Below are 12,700 nucleotides of genomic sequence, written 5' to 3' on the forward strand. Positions count from 1 at the left end.
CAAACTTTTTCCTTGCATTCAGCTCCCTCTTACCAGTAATGATTTAAAATGCTTAGTTCTCCTGATTTGAGCTTTTCTCGAACCTTGCCTATTGTTGTATTTAATCAGCTTGGGGAATTGTTAGAACAGATGGCTCAAACGGTGGGAAGTGCCGCTCTGCTACTGACAGAAGCTGTGTTAGTACGAATTGATGTACCTGCGAAGTGGCAAAGGCAAAGGTTTACACTAGTGGTTTCTGAGCAGTTTAGTGCGCTCTTGGTAGGAAACTTAGCGCAGGGGGATGAGGGGGAGCAGGGAATTGACTCGGCGCTTAATGCTCAGTTGACATTTAATTTAGAGGCGATCGCAACATTTGTCTACGAATTAAGAAACTTGTTTGAGTATGATTCCTCCACTTACCAAAATCTCGAAGGTTATCGCCAAATTATTCAGCCCAATGATGCTACGCTCCAAAGTCAATTCTCACTGTTGTTATTAGAATATCTCCTAATTCAGCCAAACCAAGAAATAATAGCACCTCCAAGCTCAACTGCGCCGACAATTTATATCTGTCAGCCAGTGGAAGATGCTTTAAAAAAACAGATTGCCCAGGAGCGGTTGTTAAATCAGGTAACAACGCAAATCCGCAAAAGCCTAGATTTGCCAGTGATTATGGCAACAGCAATTACACAAGTGCGTGAGTTTCTGGAATTAGACAGATTAGTAATCTATAAATTTGAAGGTTCCAAAGTCAAGGCTCAACGATACCAGTCTGACACTATTCCCCTCAGTGGAACCGCACTGCTAACAGATACGGAACAGTCGATTGGAGCTTCGGAAATCTATTTTTCTATACCAAAAAACAAGGATAAACCCTCGCTTTCTGTGTCAGCTAATAATCAACCATTACTAGAAGACTGGCAAAACTATCGAGGTTATATTGTCTATGAAGCCCGTGCTACAGATGCTATTACATCGGTGTTGAATTACACGGAAAAAAATTGCTTTATCCGAACCTCTCAATGTTGGGAAAAATATCGCCAAGGCTTTACCTTAGCTGTGGATGATGTCGAAAAAACTTATGCTCTAGAAGAGTGTTTGTTAAATTTTTTGAGGGAAACCCAAGTTAGGGCTAAGTTGGCAGCACCGATTATATTTGAAGATAAATTGTGGGGATTGCTGATTGCTCATCAGTGCGATAATCCACATCAGTGGACTGAGAGTGAAAAAAACTTGCTGAGTTCGATCGCAGAACAGTTAGCGATCGCAATTCACCAAGCTGATTTAATGCAAACGCTTACCCAAGAAAAACAAACTCTCGAACAACGAGTTATTGAACGCACAATAGGATTACGTGATGCTCTCCTCGCCGCCGAAGCTGCTAACCGTCTCAGAAGTGAGTTTCTCGCCACTATCAGTCACGAATTGCTCACGCCTTTAACTTATGTGATTGGGATGTCATCTACATTGTTACGTTGGCCTTTGGGTGAATTGAGTCAGCGACAACGGGGTTATCTGCAAACAATCCACGACAGTGGAGAACATTTATTAGAAATGATTAATGACATCCTCGATTTATCCCAAATCGAGGCTGGTAAGACAGCTTTAAATATTTCGGAATTTTCTTTGGTGAATATTGCGGAAACTGCTGTTGAGTCACTGCGAAAAAAAGCAATCAGTGAACAAATTAATCTCAACCTTGATTTGCAAATCGATCCTAAACGCGATCGCTTTACCGCCGATGGAGAACGAGTAGAACAAATTCTCTGGAATCTGTTAACTAATGCGATTAAATTTACCCCCGAAAGTGGTAGCGTTACCTTACGTCTTTGGGTGGAAGATGATACAGCTATTTTTCAAGTAGAAGACACCGGGATTGGTATTCCTGATGAACAATTACCATTAATTTTTGATAAATTTCAGCAACTCGATACACCCTATCGCCGCCGCTACGAAGGTACTGGACTGGGACTAGCTTTAACTAAACAACTTGTGGAACTCCATCGGGGACGAATTGAAGTAGAATCCACTGTAAGTATCGGCTCAATTTTTACTGTATGGATACCAGCTCAGGCAATGAGAGTGGTGAGTTAGGAGTCATGCGATTTTAGATTTTAGATTTTAGCCCACTGTTGGTTACTTAACTCGCCTCGATTCATTAACACACTATGCCTGCGTTCGCCTATTTTTTAGGATACAACGAGTTTGAAAACACGTATAGACTATACATAAAATTTTTGCAACTAACTTAAGTATGAATAAATATTCTATCTTAAGCAGGTTTTTGAAAACAGTTGCAGCAAATAAGCTGTTATTTGATTGTTGAAAATAGCTTTCCATACAGGGGTACTTAAACATAAAAAGTTTAAGTATTTTTTATCTAAATGTCTTATAAATTACATTGCTTATCTACGTATATTCTCATAAATCATTTAGGATTGCTATATCAGCTAACCAAACTACTAAATTTTTTATTTTGAGGCTAGGCTAATAAGCATTTTTTCAAAAACTTTCAACACAGGCTCCTTTCCATTGTCTCTAGTGAAAATAGTATAATTTGGGTGAGAATTGACTTCAATTAACCAATATTGGTTATCTCGATCTAATACAATATCTAAACCACCATAATCAAGGTCTAATTCTTCAAAAACTGGTTTAGCAAAATTAGCAATCTCTGACAATATTTGTGGTTCGTTGATATACTTTGCTTTTGCACCATTCCAGTGCAGAGGGCTGAGGTTCCCCGCAAACTCTGCATTACTTGTATCTTTTTCATAGAGCAAAACTAATTCTTTATTTAAGAAAACCGCTCTATATTCAGATTTTATATGAATAAATTCTTGAGCGATCGCAACGTAATCATACTTGTTATTAATATTAAAAATCTCTTTTACAGCAGTTTCAATTTCATCTATATTCTGGCATAAAAAAACGTTATGTCCACCAGAACCAGAATTTCTTTTGACAATTACTGGTGTTTCAAATTTTTCTTTAATCTCTAATACGATATCTTGAATACTGGGAAATTTTAAATAAATTTTATATTGAATGTCACAAAAAGGCGAAAGAAAACCTACTGTCCGAGGAAGTTTGACCTTTTGCTTTAAAATATGGTATGTGTATTCCTTGTCTTTTATAATTTTTGCTACTGCTTGATTAATTAACGGAGTGCTATAGTTACAAAAATAATGCTGTTTATTATTGAGTTTAATTTTTATTAAATTTTCAGCAGGTTGAAAAATTTCATAGCTGATGTTTAAGTTTTCACAAGCTTGGAGCAATAGGGAAACATTATCTAACATAAATACTTAAATTTAAATGTCCAAATTAGGATTTAGGAATTATTTTAACTTGTTGTTTGCCGTTTAAAAATTACTACCTCAGTACCAACAACTGGGTTACGCGCTATCAACCTATTTTGGGAATCAACAATTTCTAAATGGGTAAAATCCAGTTCTTGAGAGCGTTGTAATATCTCCGCAGCTAGTTTGTCCTGCTGAGATTCTTTGAGAGTGTACCAATCGTCACTAATTTTGACCGTAAGATTGCTAGTACGGAAATTGGCTTGAATTGACTTTATCAGACCAGAGGCAATGCGATCGCTAATTTCGGCTACCTGATTTTCAATAGCCGCAATCAAAGCTTGTTCTGGCGTTAATTCTATCGCTGGCGTTGGCGTTGGCGTGGGAATTGGTTCGGGTTCCGCTTTCACTTCCGGCGTTGGTGGTGGCGGAGTTTGTACTTCTGGCGGCGGCGTAATTTCTTTTGGTGGCAGTGACGGCTGTGGTTCTGGTGTAACTGACTCCGGTGGAGTAGTTATGGTTGGTGTCGGTGTTGGTGCAGGAACTTCTTCAACGGGTGGAACTGTTGCGATTTCAGTAGGTTTACTAGTAAAGACACTCGTAGTTGTCCAAACAATAATTACAGCAATTCCAGTAACAATTCCAGTCATTGCTGTATCTGATAACTTTGTTGACAAATTTGATGGTAAAAACAAGCGGATTGTCCTTAGCAATCCACCCCACCACAACTGAAACTGCTGGAAAAAGCCAGGTTTTTCCTCAGTACCAGGTGGCGGTACTGCCTCCAGTTTCTCCACCGTTACTTCTAAAACCCCAATCGTCCCTTGGAGAAGTTGGATAATTTTAGCCTTCCAAAATGGCTGAACTCTCTGGTAAGGTTTTTGGGGAGGTTGAGTTACTTGGTTATCCGTCGGTTTTGACTGATTGTCTTGTGACATGGAACTTTCACCAAAAGCAGCGAATCAAAGACAAACAACGTACATTATTACTGGTGCTGCCTTCTTTTGCCTTAATGTATCATTTCAATTGCACATTGCTTCAGCTAAACTGACTATTTATTAAATTTGGTGAGTTATGAACCTCAAACGCCGTCAATTTTTATTTTTAAGTAGCTTCAGTGCCATTGGTACGGGATTTTTAGGCTGGATGTTAGCTGATAAAAATCATCAAACTGCTGATATCACCGATTCAACAACAGCTATAGCCGCCAACCCAGCCAAAAAAGACTTGTTATTACGTTTTGTGTCTGTAGCTGATACAGGGACTGGCGCTAAAGGACAGTATGCTGTGGCTGGAGCGATGAACGCATATCATAAACAAAATCCTTATGATTTAGTTGTTTTAGCTGGAGACAACATTTACAACAACGGCGAAATCGAGAAAATTAGTGCAGTTTTTGAGCGTCCTTATCAAGCTTTACTAAAACTTGGTGTGAAATTTCAGGCTTGTTTAGGTAATCATGATATTCGTACTGAAAATGGCGATCCACAAGTCAAGTATGCTGGCTTTAATATGAAGGGACGTTATTATACATTTAAACGTAATCAAGTACAATTTTTTGCTTTAGATACTAACGGTAATGCTGATTGGAAAAACCAGTTAACTTGGTTAGAAAAAGAATTAAGTCTTAGTAAAGCTCCTTGGAAAGTTGTATTTGGTCATCATCCAATTTATTCATCGGGTCAGTATGGGAGTAATCCAAATTTTATAAAAACTTTCACTCCTCTATTTCAAAAACACGGCGTTCAACTTTACATCAATGGTCACGAACATAATTATGAACGGACTCGTGCTATTGATGGGACAACTTATTTAATTTGTGGTGCAGGTGCTGGAAATCGCCCTGTAGGGCGTTCTGAGTGGACAAAGTATTCTACAAGTGATTTAAGTTTTGCCTCTTATGAGGTGTATAAAGATAGAATAGAAGTAAGTGCGATCGCTACTAATAATCGCGTTTTTGATAAAGGTATTATTCAATTAAAATCAGCGTAATTATTATGAAAATCAAGTGTTTAAAAATGCAATCATTCCGTGGAATCGGCGATTTGATGCTTGATTTCGATCAAACAGTCCCAACGGTACTTATTGGTATCAACGGTGTAGGAAAATCGAGTATTCTTGACTGTCTTGCTATTCTTCTAACAAATGAAGATTGGCAACCAAGTTGAGACAACTTCAGCAAACCACAAAAAACCGATGTACATGATTCCTTGTTGCAAGAGCAAGGTTTTATCTGTTGCTATTGTGGAAGACGTATTACCAAGGATATTAGCCATATTGAACATCTAAAACCTAGATATCCTTATACTGAGCTAACGCTAGAATACACAAATATGCTGGCTTCATGCCAAAGAGAAAGAGAGCGTAAAGAACCTCTGCACTGTGGGAGCAAGAAAGATCATTGGTACGACGAGGATTTGATGGTTTCACCCATAAATGCGAATTGTGAGGCGTTCTTTAACTACACTGATGATGGGCAGATTTTGGCGACAGATAATTCAAAAAAGCAATTAGCTGCTGAAACAACAATTGATAAACTTGGACTTAATATTGATAAGCTGAAAGATTTACGTGCAAAAGCTGTTGAGCCAATCTTGGAAATCATCAACACAATCACAGAGGGAGAGAGACAAGACTTAATTCTAGGTTTCAGTGAAACTGATTCTAAAGGATATTATGAAGAGTTTTGTGCTGCCATTATTTATTTACTAAAAAATTAGTTTTAATGGAGTAGCCTGTTGTAGACATTGCATCTTTCATTAGTCTTTCCTCCGTAAGACTGTAACGTGAATCCTCTTGCTCCATTAAGATATATTGAAGTTCACAGGAGCAGCATCTTCTGAAGATGGGTTTAGATTTTGGAAAAACCCTTTGTTCTTCACATCGGGTTATAAGCGTATGTTTTCTGAAGTTAAAAAATGTCTCGTGTTAGCCGTACCTTTAGCAGCAGCACAACTGGCTCAATCTGCAACTGGTTTTGTGGATACGGTAATGATGGGCTGGTTAGGAAGCCAGACTATTGCATCTGGAGCATTGGGAGTTACTATCTTTAGTTTTTGTCTGTTAATTGTTGCTGGTATCGTTTCTGCTATCAGTCCGTTAGCCGCCCAAGCCTACGGAGCCGGAGATAGAGAAAAACTTGGCACAATTGTCCGGCTGGGACTAGGGATATCTTTGGTACTAGGAATACCTATTACATTGCTGCTTTACAATGGAGGTGCTTTACTACTTCTACTAGGGCAGGATGCTAAGGTAGTAGCACTAGCAGAGATTTATTTAAGAGCGATCGCACTGGGTTTTATTCCTGCTTTAGGCTTTGCAGTACTTAAAAGCTTTCTTTCTGCTCTATTCCAACCGCAATTAGTGATGGTGACTGTGGTTTTGGGTACTCTACTCAACATCACAGCTAACTATGTGCTGATGTTTGGCAAACTGGGATTTCCGGCGCTGGGTTTAGCTGGTATCGGTTGGGCAAGCACACTCTCACTTTGGAGTATGTTTGTTGCTTTGATAGTTTATATATGTAATCAGCCTCGTTTTGCAGTTTATAATATTTTTCGACCTTTATCTAAAAAAGCTTTTCCCTTAGAACATCGCCGGATCATTGGCGAAATTTTTCAAATTGGATTGCCCATTGGCGGGCTGATTGCGGTCGAAGCGGGACTGTTCACTGTTGTTACCTTCATAATAGGAAAATTAGGAACAAACGCTCTTGCTGCTCATCAAATTGCTTTACAAACAATTTCCATATCATTCCAGCTTGCACTAGGCATTTCTCTAGCGACAACAGTACGTGTTGGGCAGTTAGTTGGGCAGAATGACCTGCTTGCTACTCGTCTGGCTGGATATGTAGGCATTGCCATTGCAGCTCTATCTATGGGTATGGTAGGTATTACATTTTGGTTAGTGCCAAAGTCGATTATTTCTCTTTATATTGACATTACCGATCCCAACAATGCAGATGTGGTTGTCCTCGCAGTAAAATTGCTGGGAGTGGCAGCGATTTTTCAAATAGTTGACGGTGTGCAAGTTACTGCGGGCGGAGCATTACGCGGATTAAAAGACACTCGAATTCCGATGTTGATTGGTATTTTTGCTTATTGGTGTGTTGGTTTATTCACTGGTTATACTTTCGGAATCTCGTCGGGGTATGGAGCGATTGGTCTTTGGTGGGGACTAGCTATTGGTTTAGCGATCGCTGCAATAATCATGACTTGGCGGTTTAGCAACAAAACAACTAACCACTGATAAACAAAGTTTTAATTAACTAGGGGTAAAAATTATGAACATCCAACTTCAAGGGGAATACGAGCAATTTATACAAACCCGAATTGCTACAGGTAGGTATGAAAATGCTGAAGATGTGATTGTTAAAGCACTGAAACTGCTGGAAGAATGGGAGAATGGTTATCAGGAATGGGAAGAATCAACCCAGAAAAAACTAGCTGCTGGGCTTGCTTCTATCGAACGTGGAGATGTAGTAGATGGTGAAGTGGTGATGGCGCGACTAGAGGAGAAATTACGTCAAGCGCGTGAGACTCAAGGATAATGGAATACTCTATTGCCAAGGAAGCAAGTCAAGATTTAGATGAGATTTTGGATTATTTTTTAGTTCGCAATATCAACGCTGGGTCAAGATTTATTCGAGAATTTAATAAGAAATGCCAAAACATAGCTCAATTCCCGAATATAGGACGAAGTTACCCCAAGTTTGACCCCAGGCTTAGAGGAATACGCTTAGATAGCTACATTATTTTTTATCGAGTTTTTGAAGATAGTATTGTGATTGTGCGGGTAGTTAGCGGTTATCGGGATTTAAGCTCTATATTTGCAGATGTGGACGATGAGTAGATTTTAGAGTTGTCTGAAAATCCAACTCTAAACGTTAACATTAGCTTAATTATCACCGCAAAAATTTATGATTCTTGAGGCAGTTATGCTTCATGTTAAATCTGGTCTAGAATCAGATTTTGAAGCTACTTTCAAAAAAGCTTCTAAATTTATTTCTTCAATGGATGGATATTTATCCCATGAATTGCATAAATGTATAGAAGTTCAAGGTAAATATTTATTACTTGTCAAATGGCAAACCTTAGAATCTCATACTGTTGGATTTAGAAATTCTGCTGAGTATCAAGAGTGGAAAAAACTTCTACATCATTTTTATGAGCCATTTCCTACGGTTGAACACTTTGAAGAAATTGAAATATAAAAAACAAGTAGTAAGAGTTTAGAATTGCTAAACCCCTACAGCATGGTCTATTTACCTGAAAATATAGCAATCCTAGTTAAGCTACGCTAACCCAGCAACATACTTTGCAAACACCGCAACATCGCAAAGCTTTCTGTGCTGTAGCCGTCTACCAGTTTTAAGAGAATCAGTTACAAAAACTCATCCTTTGATAAGTTCAGAAGAAGCTGGAGTTAATACAACTTAAGCTCAACTTATAGATGCTGATGTTTTAGTTACAAATACTCCTTTTTAGATAAGTAAAACTAAAGTTGGATTTAATAAATTTAATTATTAATTATAAAACTTCCAAAAATGATAAGTAAAATACGAGTTTTAGTTAATAAAACTTCTTCCTAACTTATTAATGAACAAGTTTTAGTTACTACAGGATGTTCCGGAGTTACAAATGAACAAGTTTTAGTTACTACAGGATGTTCTGGAGCTATAAATCAATACAGTTCAGTTAAGCAATTTTTCCCTCTCTTTCTTCTCTCTGCGTCCTCTGCGCCTTGGCGGTTCGTTAAAAAATTGACTTGGATAACAAAGTTTTAGCCTTAACTGAACCGTATTGAGCTATAAATGCTTCTTCTGTAGTTGACACAGCTTGTTCTGTAGCAACGCACCATCAAAATATAGTCTATCTGGTCGTTTATATACCTCTTACTCTACTCGTTGCAACTGTGCTACTCTTGGGTCAACAATTTTTTGTCCCAAGCTATCAAATTTAATTGCCACAGACATCTTACTACCCGTTCCAAAGACATGAGTGATTTCACCAATTCCAAAAGTTTTATGTAATACTCGATCGCCTACTTGCCAATTCTGCTTCGTGTCTTGCTTTCCATTAGGAGTAGAGGCACTTTTAGTATAAGTTTGACGACTCAGGCGTGGAGTAGTTAATAATTCTTCTGGTAATTCGTCGAGAAATTGCGATCGCATCGCGGGTTCACGAGAACCATATAAACGACGTTCCCGCGCATGTGATATATACAACCTTTCTTGGGCGCGAGTAATTCCCACATAACACAAGCGGCGTTCTTCTTCCAAAGATGCAGGATCGCCCAGCGATCGGTAGCCAGGAAATAGCCCTTGTTCTAATCCCACTAAAAATACTACGGGAAATTCCAAACCTTTGGAAGCGTGCAAAGTCATCAATGAAACGGCTGTTTGCCCTTCTTTTAAATTATCCAAATCGGAACTAAGGGCAGCACTATTCAGAAAGTCTCGCAGGGAAACCTCTTCGTTTTCTTCTTGAAATTGCAGTGCAGCATTGTAAAGTTCCTGGACGTTTTGTACCCGATCTGTGGCTTCATCTGTGCCTTGACTCATCAAGTCTTGAACGTAACCAGAATCTTCTAGTATTCCTTGCAAAACTTCAGTCACGGGAAGCGTGCCGATTTGTCCTTGCCAACGGCTAATCATCTCGGCAAAGCTATTTACAGCTTTTGTAGCGCGTCCAGCTAATGTATTAACTGATGTTTCATCACTGAGTATTTCCCACAGGGTTGTTCCTAGTTGCTGAGAGGCATTTACCAAAGCATCAATAGTGGTTTTGCCAATTCCTCGCCGGGGAGTATTAATAACTCGTAATAAACTGACTGTATCAGATGGGTTAGCGATCGCTCTTAAATACGCAATCACATCTTTAATTTCTTTGCGATCGTAAAATCTCATTCCTCCCACAACTGTGTAAGGAATTTGATATTTTACCAACAATTCTTCAAAGGGTCGAGATTGGGCATTCGTCCGATAAAGTATGGCAAAACTACCCCAGCTTAACTCTGGATTTTGCTGTTCTAAAGTGCTAATTTGATTAATCACAAATGCCGCTTCTGCCAGTTCTTCATCGGCTTTGTGACAAGTAATCTGCTCACCCGGCCCCCGCGTCGGTTTGAGGACTTTATCAATCCGTTGGGTGTTATTTTCAATCAGTTCATTAGCCGCTTGCAGAATGTTTTCACAAGAACGATAGTTTTCTTCCAGCTTAACCATCGTCCGGGTGTCATCATCTACCAAACCATCACCAAAGTCTTCCTGAAATCCCAGCAAGATAGTGAAATCTGCCATCCGAAAGCTGTAAATTGATTGATCGGCATCGCCGACAACGAAAACTGAGCGATTTTCCCATTCCCATTCGCTCTTTCTGGTTTCGCCATTAGTCACCAATAAATGAATTAGTTGATACTGAGTGCGGTTAGTATCCTGATATTCATCTACAAGGATATGGCGAAACTTGCGATGCCAGTAACCCAATACTTGCTCATTTTGCTGAAATAATCTAGTTGGTACGAGAATTAGATCGTCAAAGTCGAGAGCGTTATTTTCTGCTAACTTATCTTGATATAAACTGTAGACTTGGGCAATTACTCGTCCGCGATAATTGGGTTGATCTTGCTCAAATTCTTGGGGCGATAAACCTTGGTTTTTAGCATTACTAATAGCGTAACGGACAGAGCGAGCATCAAATTTTTTATCGTCTAAATTTAACTGTTTATTGACGATTTCTTTAATCAGACTCATCACATCTGATTCATCAAAGATAGAAAAATTGCGATTCCAACGCCGTCCTTTTTCGTCTACATATTTTTCAATATCAAACCGGAGAAGCCGAGAAAATAGACTGTGGAAAGTGCCACACCATAAGTCTTTGATCGTATCTTTGTAAACTTGCGATCGCAATTGCGTTTGTTGATATTCTGTCAACAAATCCAACTTCTGACCGTGTTGTTTCATCGCCAGTTGTTCAGCAAACAGCCGTTGAATCCGGTCTTTCATTTCCCGTGCGGCTTTGTTGGTAAAAGTAACCGCCAGGATATTTTCTGGATCAACACGGTGTTTCAGAATTAGATTCGCAATACGATAAGTCAGCGCTCGTGTTTTACCGGAACCTGCGCCAGCAACAACTAGCAACGGGCCGCAGTAATGTTCGACAGCTTGACGTTGGCTAGGGTTAAGGTGACTGAGAAAGTCGATGGTTGTTGTCATGGATGTGAAAAAGCGATTGCCTGGCGTCACATCAATAGAGAGTTGCTATTGCCCAGGTTACAACATCTTAACGAAACTTGGTCAACAAAGATTGGCAATATTCTTAACCAGAATGTTACTCATAAGCTAAGACCTTACGAGCATCGCCATCAAAAGTATCAAGCATTCGTTCGCGCCAGCTAAAAATGGGATCATCTCCTACAAGTAAGGGAAATGGGCTAACGCTACGTGCCCATTGAAAAGAGCCAAACACCACATAGTCTGCCCAAGCTGGTGTTTGTCCGGCTAAGAAGCTTTGGTGCTGGAGAGTTCGACGCATTGGGGTTAGGCTATTACGAAAGGTGACAACTCGTTGTTCCCGATCGGCAGAAATGACCTCTAATGTTGCACCAAAAGCCTTTTCGCGTGTTTGGCGGAAGTAGTCTTTGTCCTTTTCGTGTAGGTGCGAATAAATATCTGTAATAATCAGTCGCAAGATTTCAGGATTGAGTACTGCTTCCACCCAATCAGTAGTAAATCGAGATAACGACTTTCCAACTTCTCCACCAAATAGTGATGGGTACTTAGGGTAATTCTCCTCCAAATACTGAGCGATCGCCCAGGAATCGTAAACAACTTGCTCACGATCAACTATTACTGGCACTTTACCTTGTCCTGAGAAGGCTATAGTTTCCTTTTCAGTAAAACGCCAAGGTACAGTTTCAAAAGGCAATCCCTTATGGAGTAGAGCCAGCCGCACGCGCCAACAGTTAGGACTAAAACGGCGATTGTTTTCAGCCCCTGCCAAATCGTACAGCCTAATCTTTGTTGATTGCATGATTGATTGTATTCCTGAAAATTTTATGCTGTCTTGACGATTAAGCCTAGATTACTGCTAATCGAGCGCAATTTGAGCGAGCATTATCTTTACAGGATTTACGCCAAAAATTTTCAAACCTATATAATTTGTGTCAAGGCAATTCATAAATTGCCCCTACAATACGTTAATTTTTTCTACGCTACATAGGTTGATCGTCAGTTCTTCTTACACGTTTCGTCGTAAGATCAGCGACGGGGAATCTAACATCAAAAAATGCTGGGCAAGCTTTAACTTTTTCTGCGATTGACCCTGTTTAATACCTAACCAATAAGTATTGTCACCAATAGGACTATTCACTCCTTGAGTATCCAATTGACATTGGGTAGCAATACACAATACATC

The 12,700-nt window shown here is 39.4% G+C and carries 11 protein-coding genes and 1 pseudogene; 8 read left to right on the forward strand and 4 right to left on the reverse strand.

Annotation, left to right across the window (positions count from 1 at the left end):
- Nucleotides 1-48: 48 nt before the first annotated feature.
- On the forward strand, nucleotides 49-2,073 hold the full coding sequence (locus CDC33_RS08505) for a GAF domain-containing sensor histidine kinase (RefSeq protein WP_109008115.1): 2,025 nt from the start codon (nucleotides 49-51) through the stop codon (nucleotides 2,071-2,073).
- Nucleotides 2,074-2,450: 377 nt separating this feature from the next.
- On the opposite strand, the gene CDC33_RS08510 is transcribed toward CDC33_RS08505, so the two are convergent.
- Both CDC33_RS08510 and CDC33_RS08515 read right to left on the reverse strand, forming a co-directional pair.
- On the reverse strand, nucleotides 2,451-3,281 hold the full coding sequence (locus CDC33_RS08510; protein ID WP_109008116.1) for an ATP-grasp domain-containing protein: 831 nt from the start codon (nucleotides 3,279-3,281) through the stop codon (nucleotides 2,451-2,453).
- Between the two features lie 44 nt (nucleotides 3,282-3,325).
- The gene (locus CDC33_RS08515) at nucleotides 3,326-4,219 is read right to left on the reverse strand and encodes a hypothetical protein (protein ID WP_109008117.1); all 894 of its coding nucleotides are present in this window, start codon (nucleotides 4,217-4,219) and stop codon (nucleotides 3,326-3,328) included.
- Between the two features lie 136 nt (nucleotides 4,220-4,355).
- Between CDC33_RS08515 and CDC33_RS08520 the strand changes: the two genes are divergently transcribed.
- From CDC33_RS08520 to CDC33_RS08545, 7 genes and pseudogenes are all read left to right on the forward strand, one after another.
- On the forward strand, nucleotides 4,356-5,273 hold the full coding sequence (locus tag CDC33_RS08520; protein WP_109008118.1) for a metallophosphoesterase family protein: 918 nt from the start codon (nucleotides 4,356-4,358) through the stop codon (nucleotides 5,271-5,273).
- 5 nt (nucleotides 5,274-5,278) lie between these two features.
- On the forward strand, nucleotides 5,279-5,449 hold the full coding sequence (locus tag CDC33_RS38475) for an AAA family ATPase (RefSeq protein ID WP_280524400.1): 171 nt from the start codon (nucleotides 5,279-5,281) through the stop codon (nucleotides 5,447-5,449).
- Nucleotides 5,450-5,464: 15 nt separating this feature from the next.
- Nucleotides 5,465-6,001, forward strand: a pseudogene (locus tag CDC33_RS08525) (retron system putative HNH endonuclease); the annotation flags it as partial.
- Nucleotides 6,002-6,179: 178 nt separating this feature from the next.
- A complete protein-coding gene (locus CDC33_RS08530; RefSeq protein WP_109008119.1) occupies nucleotides 6,180-7,529 on the forward strand; it encodes an MATE family efflux transporter in 1,350 nt (449 codons plus the stop codon).
- Between the two features lie 34 nt (nucleotides 7,530-7,563).
- Nucleotides 7,564-7,830: a type II toxin-antitoxin system ParD family antitoxin gene (locus CDC33_RS08535; protein ID WP_109008120.1), complete on the forward strand. Its 267-nt coding sequence runs from the start codon at nucleotides 7,564-7,566 to the stop codon at nucleotides 7,828-7,830.
- Entirely contained in the window at nucleotides 7,830-8,132 is a 303-nt protein-coding gene (locus CDC33_RS08540; protein ID WP_109008121.1) for a type II toxin-antitoxin system RelE/ParE family toxin, read from the forward strand. The genes CDC33_RS08535 and CDC33_RS08540 overlap by 1 nt, the downstream gene beginning before the upstream one ends.
- Nucleotides 8,133-8,199: 67 nt before the next feature.
- Nucleotides 8,200-8,493 (forward strand): antibiotic biosynthesis monooxygenase family protein, encoded by a 294-nt coding sequence (locus tag CDC33_RS08545; protein ID WP_109008122.1) that lies wholly within the window; start codon nucleotides 8,200-8,202, stop codon nucleotides 8,491-8,493.
- A 681-nt stretch (nucleotides 8,494-9,174) separates the two neighbouring features.
- Here CDC33_RS08545 and pcrA read toward each other — a convergent pair.
- Together pcrA and CDC33_RS08555 are read right to left on the reverse strand one after the other, a co-directional pair.
- On the reverse strand, nucleotides 9,175-11,499 hold the full coding sequence (gene pcrA, locus CDC33_RS08550; RefSeq protein WP_109008123.1) for a DNA helicase PcrA: 2,325 nt from the start codon (nucleotides 11,497-11,499) through the stop codon (nucleotides 9,175-9,177).
- 115 nt (nucleotides 11,500-11,614) lie between these two features.
- Complete coding sequence (locus tag CDC33_RS08555; RefSeq protein WP_109008124.1) at nucleotides 11,615-12,316, reverse strand: glutathione S-transferase family protein; 702 nt, start codon at nucleotides 12,314-12,316, stop codon at nucleotides 11,615-11,617.
- Nucleotides 12,317-12,700 lie beyond the last annotated feature (384 nt).

The sequence above is a fragment of the Nostoc commune NIES-4072 genome (assembly GCF_003113895.1).
GTDB lineage: Bacteria > Cyanobacteriota > Cyanobacteriia > Cyanobacteriales > Nostocaceae > Nostoc > Nostoc commune.